This window comes from Anderseniella sp. Alg231-50 (genome assembly GCF_900149695.1).
GTDB lineage: Bacteria > Pseudomonadota > Alphaproteobacteria > Rhizobiales > Aestuariivirgaceae > Anderseniella.
The window spans coordinates 304,891-327,983 of record NZ_LT703005.1 but is presented as its reverse complement, the minus strand read 5'-3'; the positions used below and the strand labels follow the sequence as shown (position 1 = coordinate 327,983).

Genomic DNA, 23,093 nt, shown 5'->3' with positions numbered 1-23,093 from the left:
ATGCAGCGCAGATCAAATTGCTGAATAACACGGCAGTTTGATGTTTTTGCCTTATTGGAACCCGCCATACGGCAGACCCTGCTGCGATCGCGGTAATAGATTCCAGTGTATCCGGTGACGCCACGCTGCAGTTCCAGGAAGTGCCGTTTCAAACGGCCCCCGGATCCTTTGTCCGGCGATGCAGCTGCTGCACCCAGTTACACGGGAGGACGGCATTTTGAACTCGGGAACAGGACGCGGGACAATGCTGGCGCTGGTGTGCCTGTGCATTCTTGGTGCAATGCCGATCATCGCCAACAGCCGGCCTGTGGAATTCAGTGCGCTCAGCTTCGCGTTGTTCCTGTCCATCTGGCAGGTATTGTTCGGTTTGCCATTGTTCCTGTGGGAGATCAGGTCAGGCAACGGTGGCATTTTTTCAGCGCGCGGGCGGGAGCATGGAACGTTTCGAACCGTCACTGTGACGTTGCTCACCGGCATGATGTTCGGACTGTCGACATATCTTTATGTCCTCGGCGTCGAGAAGGCCGGAGCCGTCAGTGCCGCCATCGCTATCCAGGCGTATCCGCTGTTTGCGATCCTGTGGGAGACATTGTTCCTGAAGCGCCGCAAGACGGTTGTGGAGCTTGCGCTGACGGCGGCGCTTGTCGGCACGCTGTACTATCTCGGTACCGGAGGAAGCTGGCGAATTGACGGGTTTTCTCCATGGTTCCTGGCCGCACTTGGCGTGCCATTTCTGTGGAGCATCGCTCATGTGCTCATCAAGGAGGAACTGGGACGCACTGCCATAACACCGGCTCAGGTTACACTGTTTCGTGTTGCGATTTCCGCAGTGTTTCTGGCTTGCGTCACGGCGTTGGCCGGGCCCGGCAATTTCCGGGAGACACTGACGCGTGCGGACTTGCAGGTTTTTGCAGCGGTTATGGGGCTGGTCTATTACCTCGAGCTGGTGGTCTGGTTTTACGCAGTCAGGCACATCGATGTTTCGCTGGCCAGTTCGATTGCGGCACCCTGGCCGGCGCTGACCATGGTGTTGGCCGTGATCTTCCTGGGTGACCGGATAGAAAACCATCAGGTTGTCGCGTTCCTGATAGCAGTCGTAGCCATCTATGGATTGATTGCTGCAGGAATGCGGAAAGAACGCGCCCAGCCCGGTTGAACCCGGCTCGATCAGGGGGCAGTGATGTTGTTTTGAACGCTTGGCGACACCTGGTCTACCTGCCTGCATGCCGGTTGTCGGCCGCTTCAGCAAAAAGACGATAAAGATGGTCGGCATGTTTTTCCCAAGTGTGCGAGGCCAGCACCTTTTTACGTCCGGCTCCCGCCATTGTCCGGCCCTTGCCCGGCTCGGTCAGGAGAGAACTGATTGCCTCAACCAGCCCGAACAGATGGCCAGGGTGGTACAGGCGGAGGTGTACATGGTCCTCAAACAGCGCTTCGATGTTTTCAGATTTAATGGTCACAGTGGGCTTTTCCATCGCCAGATACTCAAAGATCTTCAACGGATCCAGTACAAAACCTTCACCTGAAGGCCGGTGAGAGTGCGGATCAAACGGGGCGATGCACACATCAGACGCGGCCACAAATCCCGGCACACTGGCATAGGGAACTGCACCGGTGAAGTGCACCCGCCCGGCAATGCCCATTTCCTTCGCGCGATGCTGCAGACCCCGGCGTAACGGCCCGTCACCGACCAGCAATGCGCAGGCGTTACACAGTGATGGCTGCGACATTGCCTGCAATAGCAGGTCCAGCCCATGCCATTTCTTGAACGATCCCACGTAGACAAGGAGCGGAGCCTTGCCGCCCATCCCATCGGGTAATTTTGATGCCGGGCAGTCGGGATGGAACAGTGTGGAGTTTGCGCCCCAGGAAACCTGCACAACCTTGTCGCGGTATTTCGCGGGCACAAGACCGGGATGTGTTGCGACAAGGGTATTGGCAAGATGCAGGGACAGGCGGCTGACTTGTTCATCCAGCACCATGGTGATCAACGGAAGCTTCAAACGCATCGCGATCATGGCGCCAAGCCCATAGGAGGACCCCCGCTCATACACCACGTCAGGTTTAAATTCCCGGGCAGTGTTCAGTGCCGCGGGCAAGTTGAGAGCAGACATCAAAGTCCGTATGACAGGGGCATGTCTTGCGGGGCTGCCGATCCCGGCAATGTCCGCACCTGATGAGCCTTGCTGCGCCAGACAGCAGACCGGGCCCAGCTTGCGCAGGCAGGCGACAACCTCGGTGGTATGGGTGGAGCCACCATGAGTGTCCGGGAGCAGGATCTGTGTTGCTACAATAAGAACTCTCAAGTGCCGTCCTACCCAGGGCAATTACAACAACCAGGCGAACGACCAGACATTCTCCGGAACTTGTGCGACTACTGTTTCCGCCGCACAAGTTGTGAATGCTCAAGGTTAAGTCGCAAGCCGTCTTTGCAACAATCCAGCGCAATATGGACAACAATGTGGACAGACTTTATCCATTACGGTGCAAGGTCGCCGGAACGCTTGATCGAATTTGAACCCGCTTCTCACGGCGGGTGCTGATTTGCCGTTTCGACCTGCATCCGGCCATCGTTCAGGAAGCAGGATTTGTCGAACAGGGACAGGTCCAGGGGGTTAGGCAGGCGCACATCGGCAAGATCCGGGCACGGTTTGGTGTTTGCATCATAGGACCGGTCGATCTGCGAAATGAACACGATGACGAGGCCTTTATCGCGGGCGAATGCTTTCAGTGCACGAACCTGGACCAACAGGTCCGGATTACTGCGCCTGTGATCCAGAAGCTGCAGATAGTCTATGACAACGACAGTACCTTGTTGCGCAGACGCCAGCTGCTCCATGATATAGTCAGCGTTGATTGCGTCGGAGCTATCGAAGTCAAAAAGGTCGGTGAACATTGCCATGTCGCCACCGACGGCTTCGAGGCGGGACACAACATCGGCCGCACTGTATTCCAGTGTGAAAAATACGCCCCGGCGGCCAAGTTTCATGGCTTCGACGATCAGCTTAAGGCCCATCAGCGTCTTGCCGTGGCCGGGACGTGCGCCCAGCAACAAAAGGTCTCCGGGTGTTAGTTGGGCCAGCAATTTGGCAGATGGCGTTGCTGCAGCCGCGCGCGTGGCAAGCAGGCTCCAGCTCGAATAACCTTCCTGCGCGGCGATGCGGTCCAGCGCCTTGCTGAGGGGAACAGCTTCCTTGCGCGAAAGCGCCCTGGCACGCCGCTTGAGGTGATGGATGGGAGCAGACAGTTTCATGTTAACAACCTCCTGGTGCGGGCGGTTTTCACACTCCCTCCTTATGCGTGTTGCCCGAACAGTCGGTTCGATGAAAGCGAAACCCCATATGTTGCGTACTTTCCCGGATGGAGGGGGGAGGCATGGGTTGCGGCCTGAGTACCAGTATGGACCAACGCGGTGTGATTCAAAATACCCCAGTGACAACCGGGTCTGTCGCTGATTGAAGGGATGCCATGACCCAAGTCAATGAAACGACGTCGGGTTGAACGTATTCTGTGACCGCAAGTCAGGAATGTTTTGTTTCGACAGATGGATAATGTCATGTGTTCACAGGCTATTGAAGGACACTCGCTGGCCGGCTCGCAGGTTGCCGGTAACGGGAAGGGGGCGTGTCCGGCCGACAACGCGGCCGGTGTTCCAGCCGACAAAACGGTATCGTCAGCACCACCTGGTCATGCCGGATTCGCAGCGGAAGAACTGCACCTGTTTGAGCGCGACTCCTATGCCTCGACCGCGTTTCAGGAAATACTGGATCGTTCGTTTCACGCATTTGCGGCCCGTTCCACCGCCGGCCTTTCACCCAGTGCGCTGGCCGGAGCCTGGGCCGACTGGGCGGTTCATCTCATGAGCTCTCCCGGCAAGCAGGTCCAGCTCACGGAAAAGGCTGCCAAGAAGGCACAGCGGCTGGCGCAATATGCCGCAAAATGCGTGGATCACCGGAATCATGCCTCCTTGTGCATAGAGCCGCTTGCCCAGGACCGCCGGTTTCGCGGCAAGGCGTGGCAACAATGGCCCTTCAACCTGATGTACCAGTCTTTCCTGCTGAACCAGCAGTGGTGGCATAATGCAACCACCGGTGTTCGCGGCGTAACAAAACAACATGAGAACGTTGTTGAGTTTGCTACAAGGCAGATGCTCGACGTGTTTTCTCCTTCCAACTACGCTTTCACAAATCCTGAAGTCATCGACGCCACGCTGAGGCAGGGTGGGCAGAACCTGGTGCGCGGCTGGCAGAATTTCATGGAAGACTGGGATCACGCCGTCAGTGGCCGCAAGCCCGAAGGTGCAGAAGGCTTTCAGGTGGGAACGGACCTGGCGGCGACACCCGGCAAGGTTGTCTACCACAACAGGCTGATTGAACTGATCCAATATTCCCCGGCAACCGAAAAGGTGCACGCCGAACCGATCCTGATCGTGCCGGCATGGATCATGAAATACTACATCCTAGACCTGTCGGCTCACAATTCGCTGGTGAAATACCTGACTGAACAGGGGTTCACGGTATTCATGGTGTCATGGAAAAACCCTGATCCGGATGATCGTGATCTGGGCATGGACGATTACCGCACCCTGGGTGTGATGCACGCACTGGATGTGGTTGAGACAATCACTGGCGGTGAGCACATACATGGCGTCGGCTACTGCCTGGGCGGCACCTTGTTGTCGATCGCAGCAGCCGCCATGGCGCGCGATGGTGACAGCCGCCTCAAAAGCCTGTCGCTGTTTGCAGCCCAGGTGGATTTTACCGAAGCAGGCGAGTTGATGCTGTTCATCAATGAAAGCCAGGTGGCGTTCCTGGAAGACCTGATGTGGGAGCAAGGTTTCCTTGACACCAAGCAAATGGCCGGCGCGTTCCAGTTGCTGCGGTCGAACGACCTGATCTGGTCGCGCATGGTGCATGATTATCTGATGGGAGACAGGGCAGGGCTGAGCGACCTGATGGCATGGAATGCCGATGCAACCCGTATGCCTTACAAGATGCATTCGCAATACCTGCGCCAGTTGTTCCTCAACAATGACTTTGCCGAAGGGCGTTATCAGGTGGCGGGCCGCCCGGTCACGGTGTCCGATATCCGGGTGCCGACGTTTGTCGTCGGCACAGAACGCGATCATGTGGCGCCGTGGTATTCGGTCTACAAGTTTCACCTGCTCGCAGACACCGAGGTGACTTTCCTGCTTACGAACGGCGGGCACAATGCCGGCATTGTGTCGGAGCCCGGTCATCCGCGGCGTCATTACAGGGTTACCACGGCAGCACATGATGACCCATACATGGATCCCGACACCTGGACGGCGCAGACCGGCGAGAAACAGGGATCATGGTGGCCGGAGTTTGCCAACTGGCTGAAAAGCCGGTCCGGTGAGTTGGTTACTCCACCGCCTGTTGGCACAGTAACTCCCGAGCTCAAAGCAATCTGCGATGCGCCGGGCACGTACGTCTTTCAGGCCTAAGCCCGGCTTCAGGCATGAGTTCAATTGATGAAGATCAACGTGAAGACCTGTTTTTGTTGCGATCATTCAACCTGGCGACCTGACGCCGGACGTTGTTCTGAGGGGCGTCTGGTGAATGTAGTTGGGTCAACAAATACTGCTGACGGTGAACAACTCAAGTGAACTCAGATGGAAGACCAATACCCATTGTCTGTAATTGAGCGTGATCGGGCCGGCCTGTACGAGATTTGTGACGACATGGAACGAATAGCCGATCAGCTTGGCGGCTCCATCGACATCCGGTTGTGCAGGTCCGTGTTGTCGCGGCTGCTGGTTGATCTGCTGCAACACCAGCAGGACGAGGAGGTGTTTTTCACCCTGCTCAAGGACCGCAATCCGGATGACGCCCTGCTTGCCAGATGCGTAAACCTCACCCAAACGGAACATACCGCCATAGCATCCCACGCGCTGGAACTTGCTGAGCCGATTGGAGAAATATGCGCGGGCAGCAAAACCAATAACGTCGATGCAACCGGATATTTGCTGAGAAGCAGTTTTGAATACATCCGCCAGCATCTGCGCTGGGAAGACGCCATATTTTTCGATGGAACCAAATATGCCGTTGAAAGCGTCGACCAGGCTGCTCTTAAAGCCGGTCTGATCAGGAATCGCAGCTTGCAGCATCGCCATCTGCGGGTGGCCGATTGACCGGTTCGGTTGTGACGCGTCGCGATTCTATTCGTCTTCGTAGGTCTGGGCGATCTGCTGCAGGCGGGGAACGTTGCGGAGCGCTATGGATTTCGCATCGAGCAGATCGATTATCCCGTCGGCCTTGAGTTTGCTGATGTTGCGGCTGACGGTCTCGATGGTCATGCCCAACAACCCGGCAATCTCTTCGCGTTTCAGCGGGAAATAGATAACGGATCCGGGCTCGCGCTGGTCCCTGTGAGGGCAGACATTGCGGTTTTCCTTCCACAGCCACAGGATAAATCGCGCCATTTTCTCCTGCGCGCCCAGCTTGCCCAGAACAGTCATCCACTGTCTTGCCTGCTTCAGGTCGTTGACCGTCTGTTCTAGCAAACGGTGTTCCAGTTCCGGATTGGCCCTGAGGACAGAACCGAACTGAGCCCGCCGGAAGCAACACAGTTTCACGTCGGTTACACATTCGGCATTTTCATTGCTGACGGAGGTTACCGGATTGCCGAGGCTGTGCGCTGCCGACAGCAATCCCACGATCTGCTCGCGCCCGTCCGGCAATATCTGGGTCAGCTTGACGACACCGGACATGATGACGGCGAACAGCTGGCTGCTTTCGCCCTGGTGCAGGATTACATCACCGGCAGACAGGGTCCGGTGGGTCATTATGTCGGACAGTTCTCCGATGTTTGACGTGCCCAGGGCATCACAAATTGCATGATGGCGCACCGGGCATTGCGCACATCGCAGGTCCGTTTCAAAGTCTGGTTCCAGTTCGGGCACTCGCACCACCTCTCACAGTGCTTGAACATCTGGCGCAGAGTGTACACTTGATACTCCCTCTGCGGAGGAAAATTTTACTTGCAGTGCGCGCATGCCTGCTGCCCTGATCCTGGGTGGCATGTGCTTATCCGATGTCGAACCCGCCGGCTGTTGACCTGCATCAAGCCGTTTGCGGTTTTTGCCTGTTGACGTCACAGGTCGGGTCGGGCCAACGGCAGTCTGGAGATCAGGCCTTTGGACGCCGCTTGCCGATCAGTATGGATTGAGGGCCTGTAGATAAGTCACTCAGCGCCTAATTTAACGCTTCCCACGCTGCACGACTCCAGCTAAACGTTAATTCCCATGGCGCGATATATTTTCATCACCGGCGGCGTGGTTTCCTCACTTGGCAAAGGCCTTGCTTCAGCAGCTCTCGGAGCCCTGCTGCAGGCGCGCGGATATTCGGTCCGATTGCGGAAACTCGACCCCTATCTCAACGTTGATCCCGGCACCATGAGCCCGTATCAGCACGGCGAAGTATTTGTGACCGATGACGGGGCGGAAACGGACCTGGACCTTGGCCATTACGAACGGTTTACCGGCAGGGCGGCCACCCAGGCAGACAACATCACCACGGGCCGGATTTACCAGGACATCATCGCCAAGGAACGCCGTGGTGATTATCTCGGGGCCACGGTTCAGGTGATCCCGCACGTCACCGATGCCATCAAGGCGTTTATTGCAGACGGCAATGACGATTATGACTTCGTGCTGTGTGAAGTCGGCGGCACGGTGGGCGACATTGAAGGCCTGCCATTCTTCGAGGCGATCCGCCAGTTCGGCCAGGAAGCACCGCGCGGCCAGTGCATTTACCTGCACCTGACATTGCTGCCGTGGATACCGGCTGCCGGTGAACTGAAAACCAAGCCGACGCAGCATTCGGTCAAGGAACTGCGCTCCATCGGCATTCAGCCTGATGTGCTGATGTGCCGTGCTGACCGGGAAATTCCTGAAAACGAACGCCGCAAAATTGCACTTTTCTGCAATGTGCGTCCCGGTGCGGTCATACAGGCGCTTGACGTCAAGACCATCTATGAAGTGCCGCTTGCCTATCATCGTGAGGGCCTGGACGACGAGATACTGGCGGCATTCGGTATTGAAGGTGCGCCGGCTCCCAAGCTCGACATGTGGACCGACATCGTCAGCCGCATCAAGGAGCCCGAAGGCGAGGTGACTATTGCCGTGGTGGGCAAGTACACCGGCCTGCTGGATGCCTACAAGTCGCTTAACGAAGCGCTGGTACACGGCGGCATCGCCAACAAGGTGAAGGTCAATATCGAGTGGATTGAATCAGAGGTCTTCGAGGCGGAAGATCCGACACCGATGCTGGAACATGTGCACGGGATTCTGGTTCCCGGCGGATTTGGCGAGCGCGGCGTTGAAGGCAAGATTGCTGCGGTTACCTTTGCGCGTGAGCGCAATGTACCGTATTTCGGCATTTGCCTCGGCATGCAGATGGCCTGCATCGAAACGGCTCGATCTCTGGCCGGCATACCGGCTGCGTCTTCGACAGAGTTCGGCGAGGCGAAAGAACCGGTTGTTGGACTGATGACCGAGTGGATGCGCGGCAATGAGCTGGAGCAGCGCGCCAATGAAGGCGATCTGGGCGGCACAATGCGGCTCGGCGCCTATGCCGCAAAGCTTGAAGAAGGCTCCCGTGTTGCCAGTATTTACGGAGCGGAAGAAATCTCCGAACGCCACCGGCATCGTTACGAAGTCAACACCCGTTACCGCGACAAGCTGGAGGGTGCCGGGCTCAGTTTCTCCGGTACGTCACCGGACGGGCTGTTGCCGGAAATTGTTGAAATTCCCGGCCACGCGTGGTTTGTCGGAGTGCAATATCACCCGGAACTTAAATCAAGGCCGTTTGAGCCGCATCCGCTGTTTGCATCGTTCATAGAAGCTGCGGTTGAGCAAAGCCGTCTAGTATAGGTATCATCAGCAGATGAATATTGTTCGGTCATTCATTCATGTCTGGCTTGTGCTGGCATTGCTGCTGGCAGGTTCGGTGCCTGCATCGGCACAAACTGGTGGCCAGACAGGCGACGCTACCACCGAGCAGCCCGCTGATGCCGGAAAAACTGCTGCGCCCAAGGCTGCGCCGGTTGTGGCAGCGGCTGCCTTGCCCGCCGGCATCAAGGAAGCCGCCGGCAAGGCCAGGCGGGTTGCCGCCGACATCTCCAAGACCCTGCAGGACCTGAAGGTCAAGCTGGCAGACCCGTCATTGCCGGCAGGTGAACTTGCCAAGACGCGCGAGCAACTGGAGATTGTCAGGGAACGCGCCAAGCTTGTTGATCTGGAGTTGGCGTCTCCGCTTGCGCAGATGGATGCACAGGTGAGCAGGTTGGGTCCTGCGCCAAAGGATGGCCAGACAGAACCTGAAACCGTTGCCAACCAGCGCGCCGAACTCGAGAGGGTCCGGGGCGTACTGCTTGGTGCCCGTACCCAGCTGGCACTGGCGGCAGGTGCGGCTGATCAATTGGCGAGCCAGGCCGGGCAGATTGAGCGGACACGCTATTTCGATCGGTTGTTCAAGCACGAAAAATCAATTCTTGCGCCAAGCTTGTGGTCTGACGGTATTGCAAAGGTTTCCGATATCTGGGTGCGTTCGGAAAGGCTGGCGTCGGGCTATTACAAGCTGATCGCGGACAATAACGGCGCTTGGGTGGTGTGGTTCCTGCTGGCCGCGTTCGTTGCACTTGCCACGGGCGGTTACCAAGCTTGTCGCATGCTGGCTCATCGGGTGCGAGCCGGCAAGGCACCCAACGGAGAACTGGGCAAACTGGTTCGGGTCGTTGCAGTGCCCATAGGCTACGCACTGGTTGCCGCTGTCGCGACAATCATCTTCGGCGTACTGCTGTTTGGGCTTGGAGCCGAGTCGTCGCGAATTGAACAGTTCTACGAAGCATTCGCCCTGATGATGGTGATGTTTGCATTCACCCGCGGCCTGGCCCGGTCCATCCTGTCACCGACCCAACCCGACTGGCGGATCGCCAACCTGTCGACCCAGGCGTCCCAGAAGTGGCTCAACCTGCTGACCATTGCATTTGTCATCATGGCGGCCAGCTACCTGTTCAATGAATTGTTAGTGGTCATCAACCTGTCAAACGATTTGACCGCCCTGCGTCAGGCGATCGTGCTGCCGGTGCTGATGATCATTCTCGTCAGGCTGATCCTGGTTGCGCAGCGTGACCGGCGCAGTGAGGAAGCGCAGCAGTTCAGCACGGTCTATTTTTCCTGGGCCAGCTACCTGGTGCAGCCGATCTGGCTGCTGGTGATTGCGACGGGACTGGCGCTCATCGCCGGTTATATAACGCTGGCTACCTATATTTTGGGCAATATTGTCGTGATTGGCGTCGTGGTCAGCTTCCTGTACTGCATACGACGCCTTGCAGATGCCTTTGTGGCGCAGAGTATTTCTGAAGGCAGCCGAATATCCAATACCCTGAAAAATGCATTTTCCATGTCGGAGCAGGGCATCAAGCGGTCGGGTATTGCTCTCAACGCGATCGTCGATTTCACCCTGTTGCTGCTCGGCCTGCCACTGCTGCTGAGCCTGACCGCCCTGTCATGGGTTGACGTGCGCGGCTGGTTCTCCACGGCGTTCTTCGGATTTGATGTCGGTGATATCACCATATCGCTGTCGTCTATCCTGCTGGCGATCGGCGTGTTTGTTATCGGGCTGGTGCTGACCCGGTTTGTTACCGGATGGCTGGACCGGCGCATTCTGTCGGCCACGGACATGGATGCGGGCGTGCGCAATTCGATCCGCACCGGTGCCAGCTACACTGCCACTATTCTGGCGCTTCTGGTAGCGTTTGCGGCTGCCGGCGTCAACTTCGGCAATATCGCCATCGTGGCCGGTGCGTTGTCGGTCGGTATCGGTTTCGGGTTGCAATCCATCGTCAACAATTTCGTATCCGGCCTTATCCTGCTGGCGGAACGCCCGATCAAGGTGGGCGACTGGGTGGCGGTGACGGCCGGTGAGGGGACGGTAACGAAAATAAACGTGCGCGCGACCGAGATCGAAACCTTTGATCGTTGTTCGATCATCGTGCCGAATTCCAGCCTGATTTCAGATGCGGTCCAGAACTGGACCCATGGTGACCTGATGGGGCGCTGCAAGGTGGCGGTGGGGGTAAGCTACGATGCTGATCCGCAACAGGTGCACGACATACTTGTCAAGTGCGCACATGACCACCCGCGCGCCATGGCCTATCCGCAACCATCAGTCCTGTTCAAGGATTTCGGGGCCAGTTCGCTGGACTTTGAGCTGCGGGTGTTTATCAATGACGTGAACTGGGTGGCCTTTGTCGCCAGTGAACTGCGGTTTTCAATTCACAAGGCGCTCAAGGAAGCAGGTATCGAGATTCCGTTCCCGCAGCGAGACATCAATGTGCGCGGCTTGCATGAAACTGTTGCTGAAGCGGTCCAGGTAAAAGCAAAACCTGCGCGCAAAGCGAAACCGAAAGGGTAGGTATGGCTGGTCTTGATCACGTGGTTCACTGCACAGGCAATTTCGAAGGCTTGCGCACGACTATGGCCCAGATCGGTTTTACCCTGACGCCGCCTGCCGAACACACGTTCGGCACCGGCAATTCGCTGGTTCAGCTCGATGGCTTCTTTCTGGAATTCCTGCATTTGCCAAACCCGCATCTGCTGCCGCAGCTGGCGGACGGTGAATTCGGGTTTGCGGCCCATAATGCCGATTACCTGCAAGACAGTGGTGAAGGCATATCAATGCTGGTGTTTGAAACCGCTGATGCGGCTGCTGAACAAGCCCGGTTTGAGCAGGAGGGCCTGGACACCTACAAGACATTTGATTTCTCGAGACTGGCGAAGCAGCCTGACGGTGAAGAGGTGACGGTAGGGTTCTCGCTGGCTTTTGCGACCCATGCGGATATGCCCAAGGCGGCGTTTTTCTACTGCCAGCAGCATGCACCGCAGTATTTCTGGAAACCCGAATATCAGCGCCACGCCAACACCGCCACTGCCATTGGAGAGGTTGCGATGGTCGCGAGCGAGCCTTTGCACTATGCAGGTTTCCTGGAAAAATTGAGCCAGGGCGAGACAGTCGTGTCAGCCGACAATATGGTGCGGATCAGGACACAACGTGGCGATGTGGCCATGTACACGCCAGCCGCATTTGAAGCAGCTTACGGGTTTGCAGCGCCGTCGCTCACCGACGGACCGGTACTGGCCGGTTACCGGATCGAGGTGGAAAACCGGGAGGTGGCCCTGAACCAGCTTGACGCGGCGCATGTTGCCTGGCGCGACACGCCATCGGGACATGCTATCGGGCCGGATGTCGCATCAGGCGCCGTCATGGCGTTCTCAGAGGTTTTCTGACCGCAATGCTGGATCCGAAACTGACAGGGATGCAGAACCTCGAACGCCTGCGTGATGCAGGCGGGCGGGCGCCGCTCGGCAGCCTGATGGATTTCCGGCTCGTTGATGTCGGCGACGGGTTTGCAGTGTTTGAAGGCAATCCCGGCGCCAAGCACTACAACCCGGCAGGCACGGTACACGGCGGATGGATTTCCTCGATACTTGACAGTGCCCTGGGCTGTGCAATTCACTCGCGGCTTGAAGCGGGCCAGGGCTATACGACGGTGGAACTCAAGATCAACATGGTGCGCGCCCTGACGGACCAGACCGGGCCGGTGAGCGCGCGTGGCGCCGTCATCCACCTGGGCCGCCGGGTGGCCACGTCGGATGCCCGGCTGGAGGATGCAAACGGCAGGCTGTTGGCACACGGGTCGTGCACATGCATGATCCTTTGAGCGCCGATCAGCCCGACCCGTACTGTGATGTCTGAAGCAACGGTAGACGCGCTCGTGCTGGGAGCCGGTGCGGCGGGCATGATGTGTGCGATCCACGCGGCGGCTCGCGGGGGCCGGGTGCTGATCATCGACCATGCCCGCAAACCGGGTGAGAAGATCCGCATAAGCGGTGGCGGGCGTTGTAATTTCACCAACCTAAATACCACACCGCAGAACTTCATCTCGGGCAATCCACACTTCGCCAAGTCGGCACTGAAACGCTATACCCAGCATGATTTCACTGACCTGGTGCGCCTGCACGGCATTGCCTTTCATGAGAAGACCCTGGGGCAGCTGTTTTGCGATGGTTCGGCAACGGAAATCATCGACATGCTGCTGGCGGAAATGGCACAGGTCGGCGTTGAACTGCGATTGCAGACAAGCGTCAATTCAGTGACCAAGTCTGACATCGGATTTGACGTCGAGCTCTCGACGCAAGACCAATCGACTCTGGTGTCGTGCCGCAACTTCGTGGTGGCATGTGGCGGCAAGTCGATCCCCAAAATGGGGGCGACGGGGTTCGGCTACCGGATTGCCGAGCAATTCGGACTTGCGGTCACCGAGACGCGGGCCGCACTGGTGCCGCTGACGTTTTCCGAAACCATGCTGGCGGGGTTTAAGCCATTGGCCGGTGTGTCCGCCGACGCCGTGGTCAGTTGCGGCAAGACAAGTTTTGCCGAAGCACTGTTGTTTACGCATCGCGGATTGTCCGGGCCGGCAATCCTGCAGATATCGTCGTACTGGCGAGAAACAATGCCTGTGCTGGTGGACCTGCTGCCCGGGCGCGACGTATTCGCCGAGTTGAAGGCTATGCGAAAGAGCCGTGGCAGGAAGGCTATTGCAACGGTGCTGGGGGAGTTTGTGCCCAACCGGCTGGCGGCATACATCTGCGAACAGACCTGCGTTGCCGGTAACCTGGCGGACCTGCCCGACAAGGCCCTAGTGGCTATATCAGCCGCCATCAGACAGTGGCAGGTTTACCCGGTCGGCACGGAAGGCTATCGCACGGCGGAAGTGACGCTTGGCGGTGTGGACACTGACGCGCTGAGTTCGCGCAGCATGCAGGCCAGGGACGTGCCGGGCCTGTATTTTATCGGTGAGGTGGTCGACGTGACCGGCTGGCTGGGCGGGTATAATTTCCAGTGGGCATGGTCGTCGGGCTGGGCGGCCGGCACTGCCATAGCAGAATCGGGATGGGATTGATGAATGATCGGATGAATGAACTCGGACAGCCAATCGGGTTTGAGGTGGCGGACTGGAAGCCCTGTTCCAGGCCTCCGCGCGATCCCATGCAGGGCCGCTATGTGCGGCTGGAACCGGTCAGTGCGGAAAACCATGCGCAGGACCTGTTCGAGGCGTTTGCGGCCGATGGTGAAAACCGCATCTGGACTTACCTGCCATACGGGCCGTTTGCGAGCGTCGATGAGTGCCGGACCTGGATAGAGAGCACCTGCCTTGGTGATGATCCGTTGTTTCACACGATCATTGACGGCGAAACGGGCAGGGCAGTTGGCGTGGCCAGCTATCTGCGTATCGAGCCTGCGGTCGGTGTGATCGAGGTAGGTCACATCAATTATGCACCGGCCTTGCAGAAAACGCGGGGTGCGACGGAAGCCATGTACCTGATGATGCGCCGGGTGTTCGCCGAACTGGGTTACCGCAGGTACGAGTGGAAATGCGATGCGCTCAATGCAGGCTCATGCGCTGCCGCAGGGCGGCTTGGTTTCACCTATGAAGGCCGGTTCCGCCAGGCAACCATGTACAAGGGCCGCAATCGGGACACCAGCTGGTACTCGATACTGGACACCGAGTGGCCTGCGCTGGAACGTGCCTATGAAGCGTGGCTGGACCCGGCGAACTTTGATGAGAGCGGGGTGCAGAAGGTTAGCCTTGCAACGCTGGTGGCTTAGCCCAGCACAGTCAATATCTCACCCATGTGCTTCTTGATCGTCGCCGCTTTCGGGATGGTCGCGTGCGCGGCGGAATGGCCGGTTGCGATGATCATGACCGGTTTTTCTGATGCCGGCCGGTTGAGCAGAGGATTCAGGAACTTCATTGGATTTGGTGTGTGGATGAGTGATGACAATCCTGCCATATGCAATGCAGTGATCAGGAAACCGGTGGCCAGGCCGACGCTTTCGGGCACGTAATAGTTCTTGTAGCGCGAGCCGTTGTCGAACTCGCCCCAGCGCTGGGCGAACACGATGATCAGCCAGGGAGCGATCTCAAGATGTGGTTTGTCGGGGCCGGTGCCGATGGGCTCCAGTGCGTTTATCCATTCGTCACCGGCGGTGCCGCCGTAAAAATTTCGTTCTTCTGCTTCTGCCGCGCGCCGGATCTGCTGCTTGATGGACGGGTCGGCAACTGCCACGAAATGCCAGGGCTGATGGTTGGCACCGGAGGGCGCGCGGCCAGCCGCCGCGATACAGGTTTCGATGACTTCGCGCGCTACCGATGTGTCTGCGAAGTCCCTTATGGTGTGCCTTGTCTTCATGGTTTCCAGGAAGGAGCGGGCCGCCGCAAGACTGTCGGCATCGTCCAGCGGATCACGTCTGACCAGTGGAACGGCTTCGTATTTCAAAGTGTCTTTGGAGAACATGGCGGGTGAATTCCTGTGTCGGTCGAACCGCGACTCATGCAAATTTTTCCGAAAGCCGCAACCGGGCGTTAACCTTGTTGCGGCATCGTTCGGCATTATTTCGGTCGCATTTCGGGGCCAAAGACCCGGTATCCAGCTCGCCTGGTAATGCGCGTGTGAGTGTAGCGTAATGTGTGGAGACACCTGTATGTTGGCGGTGAAGCAAGAGCCGGAAGCGGCTGATTTCTGGGCCTGGTTTGAAGATAACGAGGCCGTGCTGGCCGAAATGGCCATCAAACTTGATGACATGACAATGGACGAACTGGAGCCTGTTCTGGACGAGTTGGCGCTGGAGATTCATGACGTTGATGACCGATTGTTTGCCGAACTTGGTGTTGCTGAGGATGGCTCGCCTGTACTGCTGATCACCGCCGAGGGAGACCGCGAAGCCTTGCTGGCGGCGCGTGATCTGGTGGAAATTGCACCAGAATTCAAGAACTGGGAGATCAAGGCACTGCGCGAACGTGAAGAGCTGAGTGACCAGGTGGCCCTGCCGGGTGGCGGTGAAATCGACATCCGCGAGGCCGTGTTCGTGCTGGAAGTGCATCAGGGCAAGGCAGAGATTGCCATCGGTCTTGATGAGTGGGACGACGAACGCGCCGAAGACTACAGCCTTGCAGCGGAAAACCTGGTCGAGGCGGCACTGGGTGAGGCTGACTATTCCGCCGGAGTTTCCGGTGTCATGGCACTGCCGCTGAAGGACCTGGCCGAAGAAGCCGATCCATGGCCGCTGAAAGCGCTCACCAGCGAATTCGATAACCAGCTCGGGGCATAGTTTGGCGCTCACGCCAGCAGCCTGACGGCTGCGCTCCGCGGGGGCGCACTTCGTGCGGCGGCCGGTCGGCCTTGTCTCAGCACTTACGTGCTTCGGAGGAATTCATCACTACGGTCGTTCAGGAACGGAGAACGGCCCGCCGAAGGCGGACAAGCTGTTCGACCAGCAAAAAGAACGGCCCGCCGAAGGCGGACAAGCTGTTCGACCAGCAAAAAGAACGGCCCGCCGAAGGCGGACAAGCTGTTCGACCACTAATATGAGCATGCGCGCTCGTGCCGGATAGACTCTGGTGCGGGCGTTGCTTTATATGCGCGTTCAACATTTTCAACCGATCTGAGGGACCCCGATTCCATGACCGAAATCGTCCACGTACACGCGCGCGAAATTCTCGACAGCCGGGGCAACCCGACCGTGGAGGTGGATGTGGCTCTGGCGGACGGCTCTTTCGGGAGAGCCGCCGTGCCATCAGGGGCCTCGACCGGCGCACATGAGGCAGTGGAACTTCGCGACGGCAGCAAGAAGCGCTACCTCGGCAAAGGTGTCACCAAGGCGGTTGCGGCAGTCAACGGCAAGATCAATGACGCGATACTCGGTCATGACGGTGAAGACCAGACGCTGGTCGATGACGTGATGATTGAACTGGACGGAACACCCAATAAGGCAAAGCTGGGCGCCAATGCCATTCTCGGTGTGTCGCTGGCGGTGGCAAAGGCGGCTGCACAAGCTTGCGGCCAGCCCTTGTACCGCTATGTGGGCGGCACCTCCGCCCGTGTGTTGCCGGTGCCGATGATGAACATCATCAATGGCGGCGCGCATGCCGACAATCCGATCGATTTTCAGGAATTCATGGTCATGCCGGTGGGCGCATCTTCGTTCGCCGAGGCCGTACGCATGGGGGCCGAGGTGTTCCACACGCTGAAAGGCGAACTGAAGAAGGCCGGCCACAACACCAATGTGGGCGATGAGGGTGGCTTTGCGCCGGACTTGCCGTCAGCAGAAGCCTCGCTTGATTTCATCATGGAGGCTTGCGCCAAGGCCGGTTTCAAGGCCGGCAAGGACATCTACCTGGCGCTCGATTGCGCAGCGTCTGAATTCTACAAGGCCAAGAAATATGATTACGAAGGCGAAGGCGTGAAGCGCTCGTCGTCGGAGCAGGCCCAGTATCTGGCCAAGCTGGTCGACGACTACCCGATCATTTCCATCGAAGACGGCATGCATGAAGACGACTGGAAGGGCTGGAAGGAACTGACGGACCTGGCAGGCGGCAAGTGCCAGCTGGTGGGTGATGACCTGTTCGTCACCAATCCGGACCGCCTGCAGACCGGTATCGACAAGGGTGTGGCCAACTCCATCCTCATCAAGGTCAACCAGATCGGCTCGCTGACGGAAACGCTGGCTGCGGTAGACATGGCGCACCGGGCCGGTTACTCGGCCGTGATGTCGCATCGCTCCGGTGAAACCGAAGACGTCACCATTGCCGACCTGGCCGTGGCGACAAACTGCGGGCAGATCAAGACCGGTTCCCTGGCGCGCTCTGACCGGCTGGCGAAGTACAACCAACTGATCCGCATTGAAGAGGAACTTGGTTCCCAAGCCCAATATGCGGGTCGCGGAATCCTGAAGTAAACCCCGGTTTACCGGAATCGAATTCAAACATGTTGTGTGGGATTTTAATCTCCTTGATTGTAGTCATCAGCGGGCGGTTCAGGCTCCTGGCTTCGTGATGGCGCAACCAGACGAGGAATATCAGTGTCAAACATCAATATGAGTGCATTTGCCGAGAAGATGGGTGTCAGCAAGAAGTACAGGCAAGGTGACGTCATCTTCAATCGCGGCGATGAAGGCGATTGCATGTTCATCGTTCAGTCCGGGTCAATTGAGCTGAAGGTCGATGACAAGCTGGTCGACAGTTGCAAGCAGAATGATGCCATCGGCTACATGTCGCTTGTCGACGGTTCGGCACGCAGTTCGACAGCAACGGCCAGCACGGATACCGAAGTATCCATCCTCAACGAAAGGCACTTTCGCTACATGGTCGATGAGGTGCCCAATTTCGCCATGTACCTGATGGAAACCATGGCCCAGCGCATTCGCGGCATGGCCAAAGCGCTCGACTAGAACCAAGGTTCCTGGTGGACTGACAGGACGGGGCGGTGAAGCTGGTCGACACATGAGAAAGACAATCATCACCGCACTTGTCCTGGTTACGTTTATTGCTCTGGTATTGCTGGCCGCGGGCAAGGTGGCCACCGCGCCCGCCAACGAACCCATTGGCGCTGCACCGGATGATCTGCCGGTCACTGCTGTCGAGTTTAGCGACAGCCGTGTGCGAGTGGTCAGCGGCTGGGCGATAACCGGTGCTGAGGAAAAGGCAGCGGTGCTGCTGGTCCATGGCATCCGGTCCAACCGGCGCTCAATGCTGGGCCGCGCGCGCCTGTTGTTCGAAAACGGCTATTCGGTGCTGATGATAGACCTGCAGGCGCACGGTGAGAGTGCCGGCGAACGGTTGACCTTCGGCTACCGTGAAGCTGACAGCGTCAGTGCCGCGACAAGCTACGCCCGCAACCTGTGGCCAGGCAAAAAGCTTGCAATAATCGGCACATCACTGGGCGGGGCGTCGGCTATCTTTGCGGCGAACCGCCATCGGGCGGATGCCTACGTGCTGGAGGCCGTCTACTCCAGCCTTCGGGATGCAACCGAAAACCGGTTGCGGATCAGGCTGGGGCCTGCCGGAGCTGCTCTGGCACCGTTGCTGTTGTGGCAGACATCTCTGCAATTGGGGTTTCATGCAGATGAACTGTCGGCGGTTGACCGGATTGGTGACCTGAAGGCGCCGCTGCTCGTCATTGCCGGGGAGAAAGACGATCGGACAACATTGGCGAATTCAAAGGCATTGTTTTCCCGAGCGGCAGAACCCAAACGGTTATGGGTGGTGCCTGACGCCCGTCACCAGGATTTTCACCGGTTCAATGAGGCCGAGTACGGCAAGCGGGTTCTGTCGTTTCTGGAACTGCGGTTGAAGCAGAGCGCCAAGTAACCGGTCAGATCACCGGATTGCAGTGCAGGCCAACGCCTGTCGTTACTCGACGCTGATGCCGGCTTGCTTGGCCGCAGCTATCGCCTCGGCTTTCATCTTGTTGATGTCCGAATGGGACTCCACAGGGTTCATGGTGATGTAGGCCATTGTGTAGTTGGAGACCTTGCGGTCGCTGAACGGACGATCTTCAATTGTCGAAAAGACCCGTTCGGCGGCTTTGCCATAAGTCAGTTTCACAGAGGCTTTCGGTAGTGAGGCAAGGAACTTGCCGGGGAACAGTTCAATGGAAACACGAGTCCGGGTCTCACTGACCGGTTCGAGGCTTACGACATAGCGCCAACGTTCTATTTTTTTGTATGAGTATGAAAATGTGACGTATTTGTCGCGCAGGGTATCGACACGGTGAAAGGTGCCAGCTTCGGTATATTTCTTTGCAACGGTCGGGCTAATCAGGCGTTTGTCGAGCAGCTTCGCATAAACCTGTTGTGGCGTCATATCGTAGGCAACGCCCTTTTCTGCCTTGCAGCCGGACAGGGCCAGACCGACGAGTGACAAGACAATCGTTGTGGAAACAGGTTTGAGCATGACTGGACCTCCGGATATCAAAACCAGGGCATGCTGGTTGGGGGCAGTTAAGAAACAGTTTTTCTGACCTCATGGCATCGATGTAATTGTCGGCACGATTAGCAAGCCTGTAATGGAATGATTACAAGTTGAATATTGCTGCCGATTGCCCGCAACCCAACCAGTCACTCGGCCGGTCGTTGTACAGGTCAGTTTTCCATACTTCGCCGCAGGCTCACGGCGCTGGTATCGAATTCCCGGCGAAAGGCCCGGCTCAGTGCCTCGCCGGAACGATAACCGTAGCGACGGGCGATCGCCTGAATGCGATCGCCGCGCTCTGCATCCTGATAAGCAAGCACCATGCGCCAGCGCCGCAGATAGGCTATCGGTGTTTCGCCGACCCGCGCTGCAAACAGTTCGGAAAACCGGCTGAGCGACAGGCCCGCTATGTCTGCCAGATCCTCGTTTCGCCAGTGCCGGCCCGGTGCCTCGTGCATGGCCACAATGGCGCGCGACAGCCGCGGATCGGACAGGCCACCGAGCAGGCCGGTCCGGGTGGTGCCGGCTTCCAGCTGACTGCGCAGCAAACGCACCATCAGCACTTCACCCAACCGGTCGAGAATGGTGCCGGAACCGCAGCGCGGCTTGTTGCCTTCTATCTGCAGCAGGCGGGTGATGTGGATCAGTTCGGAGTCTTCGTTGACTTCAATTTCAATCAGAGATGGCAGCGTTGACAGGAGCGGGTTGAAAGACCCTCCCCACGCGACCTCTGCGCTGAACAAAACCGCATCACAGCCGGTGACCTTGTCTTCGATAGGCTGCTCCGGAGAAAACACTATTCGACCAGGCAGACTATCGTTTGCGCCCGCCAGTATGGCCAGATTGGAACTGGCCTGGTCACCGGGCGTTACGTGCAGCTCAAACCGGGTAAGCAGAGCCGACAATCGATCATATCGGGGCATGTTGGAGTATATCGTATTTCTGATCAGGTTTTTCGTATTTACCTAATCATAAAAGCAGGTATGACAGCAGGCAAGCAGTCATTTAGAAAAGGAAACCAACATGCTTGTCCCTCGTCAGAAAACGCCTGGTTTGACCGTCAAGACCCTGGATCACGGTGAGTTTGATCTTTCAGCGGATCAGTCGGAACGCGGAACGGTGATATGCTTCTATCGTGGTTTGCACTGCCCGATCTGCGCCAACTACCTGAAAGAGTTTGAAAAGCAAGTGCCTGAATTTGCCGCGCGCGGCGTCTCGGCCATCGCGATCAGTTCCGACGGCGAAGACCGGACGCGCGCCATGGCGGACAAGATCGAGGCCAAGCAGTTGCGGTTCGGTTATGATCTTGATCTGGGAAAGGCTCGCGAGTGGGGGCTCTACATCTCCACCTCCCGTGGCACGACTTCGATCGGCATTGAAGAACCGGCCCTGTTCTCCGAACCCGGCCTGTTCATGGTAACACCCGAGCAGACGCTGTATTACGGATCGACGCAGACAATGCCGTTTGTCCGGCCCCATTTCGCCGAGCTGGTCGGCGCGCTGGATTTCGCCATCAAGAATGACTATCCCGCCCGTGGTGAATATACCGGCACGGTTTAAGACTGCCGGATGCCTGGCCCATCCCGACGGGCCGGGCATTTTGCGGGTCTGAGCCGAAAATGCGTCGGTCGGAGTGCCATGCCATACCGGTACCCGTTCAACGCAGTTAGCAAAACGTTAATGGCTTGGTTGCTAGCCTGAACGATATCAAAATCGGATTCGCTTCAGCCGGAAAGCCACGCTTGTCCCATGTTCAGACTTCCCAAATTGTTTGATGTACTGGTGTTTGCCGGTTGTGCCGCCATGCTGTCATTCTTTCACTGGCATGCGACCAAGGGGCCGCGCAGTCTGGACAACCATGCCCTGCAGGTTGCCAAACTCGAAGCCCGGGAAGCCGACCTTGCAAAAGTCAGGGCAAAGCGCGATGCTATTGAAGCGCGCGTCAAGCTCATGCGGCCTGAAAGCGTTGATCCGGACATGGCATCCCAGCTGGTTCGCGAAAAACTGGGCTATGTCAAAATTAACTCAATTGTAGTTAACTTGCCGGATTGAGCATTGCGCGCTGCCGTTTTCGGCAATAATAACCGAAATTAAGGTAACTGACCCAGATCAATATCATTTCTGGTACCAGTTGTGCTATGCCAAAAATCCGCCGACCCCGAAAAGAGGGTCTCTTATCATCTCTCAGGGAGGGGTTGCATGGCAAAATCCGCCAAGAAAACGGCTGGTGCATCCGGTAAAGCTGCATCAGCGGGCGCCAAGTCCAATTCCACATTCAGCAAGGAACAAGACCTCAAGGCCTACGAGGACATGCTGCTGATCCGGCGATTTGAGGAAAAAGCCGGCCAGTTGTACGGCATGGGCCACATCGGTGGGTTCTGCCATCTCTATATCGGGCAGGAAGCAGTCGTTGTCGGCATGGAGATGGCGATGGTCGAAGGCGATCAGATGATCACTTCTTATCGCGACCATGGCCACATGCTGGCCTGCGGTATGGAACCGCAAGGCGTGATGGCGGAACTGACCGGCAGGCAGGGTGGATATTCGCGCGGCAAGGGCGGCTCGATGCACATGTTTTCCCGCGAGAAGGAATTTTACGGCGGCCACGGCATCGTCGGTGCGCAGGTGCCGCTTGGCGCCGGGCTGGCATTCGCCGACAAGTACAAGGGCAACGGCAAGGTGTCGGTCGCCTATTTCGGCGAAGGCGCGACCAATCAGGGCCAGGTCTATGAAACCTTCAACATGGCGTCCCTGTGGAAACTGCCGGTGATATTCGTCATCGAGAACAACGGCTATGCCATGGGCACTGCGGTCAAACGCTCCGCGGCAATGGCTGAGCAATTGTTCAATCGCGGATCGGTCTACGGCATTCCCGGCGAACAGGTCGACGGCATGGACGTGCGCATGGTGAAGGAGGCGGCTGACCGGGCTACCGAGCATTGCCGGTCCGGCAAGGGCCCTTACATCCTTGAGATGAAAACCTATCGTTATCGCGGCCATTCCATGTCGGATCCGGCGAAATACCGGTCCCGGGATGAAGTGCAGAAAATGCGCGAGGAACATGATCCGATCGAACAGGTCAAGCGTCGCCTGAGCGGCGATCACGGCCTCGGCGATGATGACCTGAAGTCCATTGATGCCCGCATCCGCAAGATCGTGACGGACGCAGCCGACTTTGCCCAGGCAGACGCCTTGCCTGACCCTGCGGAACTATGGACCGACATTTATGTGGACGCGTGAGGTGGGGGTAATGG

At 57.8% G+C, this 23,093-nt stretch carries 22 protein-coding genes; 15 read left to right on the top strand and 7 right to left on the bottom strand.

Going from position 1 to position 23,093, the window contains the following annotated elements; all coding sequences use genetic code 11:
• Nucleotides 1–217 precede the first annotated feature (217 nt).
• Complete coding sequence (locus DHN55_RS17755; RefSeq protein ID WP_337660475.1) at nt 218–1,156, top strand: DMT family transporter; 939 nt, start codon at nt 218–220, stop codon at nt 1,154–1,156.
• A gap of 55 nt (nt 1,157–1,211) precedes the next feature.
• Here the strand turns inward: DHN55_RS17755 and DHN55_RS17750 are convergent, their stop codons facing one another.
• Nucleotides 1,212–2,306, bottom strand: coding sequence for a glycosyltransferase (locus DHN55_RS17750; RefSeq protein ID WP_108882865.1), 1,095 nt, complete (start codon nt 2,304–2,306; stop codon nt 1,212–1,214).
• Nucleotides 2,307–2,527: 221 nt separating this feature from the next.
• A complete protein-coding gene (locus DHN55_RS17745; RefSeq protein WP_108882864.1) occupies nt 2,528–3,253 on the bottom strand; it encodes a DNA helicase in 726 nt (241 codons plus the stop codon).
• Between the two features lie 303 nt (nt 3,254–3,556).
• Between DHN55_RS17745 and DHN55_RS17740 the strand changes: the two genes are divergently transcribed.
• Nucleotides 3,557–5,467 (top strand): alpha/beta fold hydrolase, encoded by a 1,911-nt coding sequence (locus tag DHN55_RS17740; RefSeq protein ID WP_108882955.1) that lies wholly within the window; start codon nt 3,557–3,559, stop codon nt 5,465–5,467.
• Nucleotides 5,468–5,593: 126 nt separating this feature from the next.
• Here the strand turns inward: DHN55_RS17740 and DHN55_RS22450 are convergent, their stop codons facing one another.
• Nucleotides 5,594–6,136, bottom strand: a complete 543-nt coding sequence (locus tag DHN55_RS22450; protein WP_337660474.1) for a hypothetical protein — start codon at nt 6,134–6,136, stop codon at nt 5,594–5,596.
• A gap of 45 nt (nt 6,137–6,181) precedes the next feature.
• On the bottom strand, nt 6,182–6,925 hold the full coding sequence (locus DHN55_RS17730; protein WP_108882862.1) for a helix-turn-helix domain-containing protein: 744 nt from the start codon (nt 6,923–6,925) through the stop codon (nt 6,182–6,184).
• 342 nt (nt 6,926–7,267) lie between these two features.
• On the opposite strand from DHN55_RS17730, the gene DHN55_RS17725 reads away from it, so the two are divergent.
• Genes DHN55_RS17725 through DHN55_RS17700 form a run of 6 tightly spaced genes read left to right on the top strand, consistent with a single transcriptional unit; the run spans nt 7,268 to nt 14,696 of the window.
• Nucleotides 7,268–8,896, top strand: a complete 1,629-nt coding sequence (locus DHN55_RS17725; protein WP_108882861.1) for a CTP synthase — start codon at nt 7,268–7,270, stop codon at nt 8,894–8,896.
• Nucleotides 8,897–8,909: 13 nt separating this feature from the next.
• Nucleotides 8,910–11,441 (top strand): DUF3772 domain-containing protein, encoded by a 2,532-nt coding sequence (locus tag DHN55_RS17720; RefSeq protein ID WP_108882860.1) that lies wholly within the window; start codon nt 8,910–8,912, stop codon nt 11,439–11,441.
• Nucleotides 11,442–11,443: 2 nt separating this feature from the next.
• Nucleotides 11,444–12,313 carry a VOC family protein gene (locus DHN55_RS17715; protein ID WP_108882859.1) on the top strand — a complete coding sequence of 290 codons (870 nt, stop codon included), beginning with the start codon at nt 11,444–11,446 and terminating at the stop codon, nt 12,311–12,313.
• Between the two features lie 5 nt (nt 12,314–12,318).
• Entirely contained in the window at nt 12,319–12,747 is a 429-nt protein-coding gene (locus DHN55_RS17710) for a hotdog fold thioesterase (protein ID WP_108882858.1), read from the top strand.
• A 27-nt stretch (nt 12,748–12,774) separates the two neighbouring features.
• On the top strand, nt 12,775–13,989 hold the full coding sequence (locus tag DHN55_RS17705) for an aminoacetone oxidase family FAD-binding enzyme (protein ID WP_108882857.1): 1,215 nt from the start codon (nt 12,775–12,777) through the stop codon (nt 13,987–13,989).
• Nucleotides 13,990–14,000: 11 nt separating this feature from the next.
• Nucleotides 14,001–14,696, top strand: a complete 696-nt coding sequence (locus DHN55_RS17700; protein WP_337660473.1) for a GNAT family N-acetyltransferase — start codon at nt 14,001–14,003, stop codon at nt 14,694–14,696.
• On the opposite strand, the gene DHN55_RS17695 is transcribed toward DHN55_RS17700, so the two are convergent.
• A complete protein-coding gene (locus DHN55_RS17695; protein ID WP_108882856.1) occupies nt 14,693–15,385 on the bottom strand; it encodes a nitroreductase family protein in 693 nt (230 codons plus the stop codon). The genes DHN55_RS17700 and DHN55_RS17695 overlap by 4 nt on opposite strands.
• A gap of 187 nt (nt 15,386–15,572) precedes the next feature.
• Here DHN55_RS17695 and DHN55_RS17690 point away from each other — a divergent pair, with 187 nt between their 5' ends.
• From DHN55_RS17690 to DHN55_RS17675, 4 genes are all read left to right on the top strand, one after another.
• Nucleotides 15,573–16,199 (top strand): hypothetical protein, encoded by a 627-nt coding sequence (locus DHN55_RS17690; RefSeq protein WP_108882855.1) that lies wholly within the window; start codon nt 15,573–15,575, stop codon nt 16,197–16,199.
• Nucleotides 16,200–16,550: 351 nt separating this feature from the next.
• On the top strand, nt 16,551–17,825 hold the full coding sequence (eno, locus tag DHN55_RS17685; RefSeq protein ID WP_108882854.1) for a phosphopyruvate hydratase: 1,275 nt from the start codon (nt 16,551–16,553) through the stop codon (nt 17,823–17,825).
• A 123-nt stretch (nt 17,826–17,948) separates the two neighbouring features.
• Nucleotides 17,949–18,317 carry a Crp/Fnr family transcriptional regulator gene (locus DHN55_RS17680; protein ID WP_337660472.1) on the top strand — a complete coding sequence of 123 codons (369 nt, stop codon included), beginning with the start codon at nt 17,949–17,951 and terminating at the stop codon, nt 18,315–18,317.
• A 52-nt stretch (nt 18,318–18,369) separates the two neighbouring features.
• Nucleotides 18,370–19,236 carry an alpha/beta fold hydrolase gene (locus DHN55_RS17675; protein ID WP_108882852.1) on the top strand — a complete coding sequence of 289 codons (867 nt, stop codon included), beginning with the start codon at nt 18,370–18,372 and terminating at the stop codon, nt 19,234–19,236.
• A gap of 42 nt (nt 19,237–19,278) precedes the next feature.
• Here DHN55_RS17675 and DHN55_RS17670 read toward each other — a convergent pair whose 3' ends face one another.
• Nucleotides 19,279–19,821 (bottom strand): hypothetical protein, encoded by a 543-nt coding sequence (locus tag DHN55_RS17670; RefSeq protein WP_108882851.1) that lies wholly within the window; start codon nt 19,819–19,821, stop codon nt 19,279–19,281.
• A gap of 188 nt (nt 19,822–20,009) precedes the next feature.
• Nucleotides 20,010–20,762: a helix-turn-helix domain-containing protein gene (locus tag DHN55_RS17665; protein ID WP_108882850.1), complete on the bottom strand. Its 753-nt coding sequence runs from the start codon at nt 20,760–20,762 to the stop codon at nt 20,010–20,012.
• A 100-nt stretch (nt 20,763–20,862) separates the two neighbouring features.
• On the opposite strand from DHN55_RS17665, the gene DHN55_RS17660 reads away from it, so the two are divergent.
• The 3 genes from DHN55_RS17660 to pdhA all read left to right on the top strand — a co-directional run bounded on the left by DHN55_RS17660 (nt 20,863) and on the right by pdhA (nt 23,079).
• Nucleotides 20,863–21,399, top strand: a complete 537-nt coding sequence (locus DHN55_RS17660; protein WP_108882849.1) for a redoxin domain-containing protein — start codon at nt 20,863–20,865, stop codon at nt 21,397–21,399.
• 189 nt (nt 21,400–21,588) lie between these two features.
• Complete coding sequence (locus DHN55_RS17655) at nt 21,589–21,891, top strand: septum formation initiator family protein (RefSeq protein WP_108882848.1); 303 nt, start codon at nt 21,589–21,591, stop codon at nt 21,889–21,891.
• A gap of 147 nt (nt 21,892–22,038) precedes the next feature.
• Nucleotides 22,039–23,079, top strand: a complete 1,041-nt coding sequence (gene pdhA, locus DHN55_RS17650) for a pyruvate dehydrogenase (acetyl-transferring) E1 component subunit alpha (protein ID WP_108882847.1) — start codon at nt 22,039–22,041, stop codon at nt 23,077–23,079.
• The last annotated feature ends 14 nt before the right edge of the window (nt 23,080–23,093 follow it).

What these genes read in the sequence shown, in the direction of transcription:
- DHN55_RS17715 (WP_108882859.1), top strand. Translation starts at nt 11,444, where the DNA reads ATGGCTGGTCTTGATCACGTGGTTCACTGCACAGGCAATTTCGAAGGC.
- DHN55_RS17725 (WP_108882861.1), top strand. Translation starts at nt 7,268, where the DNA reads ATGGCGCGATATATTTTCATCACCGGCGGCGTGGTTTCCTCACTTGGC.
- DHN55_RS17740 (WP_108882955.1), top strand. Translation starts at nt 3,557, where the DNA reads ATGTGTTCACAGGCTATTGAAGGACACTCGCTGGCCGGCTCGCAGGTT.
- eno (WP_108882854.1), top strand. Translation starts at nt 16,551, where the DNA reads ATGACCGAAATCGTCCACGTACACGCGCGCGAAATTCTCGACAGCCGG.
- DHN55_RS17745 (WP_108882864.1), bottom strand. Translation starts at nt 3,253, where the DNA reads ATGAAACTGTCTGCTCCCATCCATCACCTCAAGCGGCGTGCCAGGGCG.
- DHN55_RS17705 (WP_108882857.1), top strand. Translation starts at nt 12,775, where the DNA reads ATGTCTGAAGCAACGGTAGACGCGCTCGTGCTGGGAGCCGGTGCGGCG.
- DHN55_RS17700 (WP_337660473.1), top strand. Translation starts at nt 14,001, where the DNA reads ATGAATGAACTCGGACAGCCAATCGGGTTTGAGGTGGCGGACTGGAAG.
- DHN55_RS17695 (WP_108882856.1), bottom strand. Translation starts at nt 15,385, where the DNA reads ATGTTCTCCAAAGACACTTTGAAATACGAAGCCGTTCCACTGGTCAGA.
- DHN55_RS22450 (WP_337660474.1), bottom strand. Translation starts at nt 6,136, where the DNA reads ATGGCGATGCTGCAAGCTGCGATTCCTGATCAGACCGGCTTTAAGAGC.
- DHN55_RS17675 (WP_108882852.1), top strand. Translation starts at nt 18,370, where the DNA reads ATGAGAAAGACAATCATCACCGCACTTGTCCTGGTTACGTTTATTGCT.
- pdhA (WP_108882847.1), top strand. Translation starts at nt 22,039, where the DNA reads ATGGCAAAATCCGCCAAGAAAACGGCTGGTGCATCCGGTAAAGCTGCA.
- DHN55_RS17710 (WP_108882858.1), top strand. Translation starts at nt 12,319, where the DNA reads ATGCTGGATCCGAAACTGACAGGGATGCAGAACCTCGAACGCCTGCGT.
- DHN55_RS17670 (WP_108882851.1), bottom strand. Translation starts at nt 19,821, where the DNA reads ATGCTCAAACCTGTTTCCACAACGATTGTCTTGTCACTCGTCGGTCTG.
- DHN55_RS17660 (WP_108882849.1), top strand. Translation starts at nt 20,863, where the DNA reads ATGCTTGTCCCTCGTCAGAAAACGCCTGGTTTGACCGTCAAGACCCTG.
- DHN55_RS17720 (WP_108882860.1), top strand. Translation starts at nt 8,910, where the DNA reads ATGAATATTGTTCGGTCATTCATTCATGTCTGGCTTGTGCTGGCATTG.
- DHN55_RS17690 (WP_108882855.1), top strand. Translation starts at nt 15,573, where the DNA reads ATGTTGGCGGTGAAGCAAGAGCCGGAAGCGGCTGATTTCTGGGCCTGG.
- DHN55_RS17665 (WP_108882850.1), bottom strand. Translation starts at nt 20,762, where the DNA reads ATGCCCCGATATGATCGATTGTCGGCTCTGCTTACCCGGTTTGAGCTG.
- DHN55_RS17655 (WP_108882848.1), top strand. Translation starts at nt 21,589, where the DNA reads ATGTTCAGACTTCCCAAATTGTTTGATGTACTGGTGTTTGCCGGTTGT.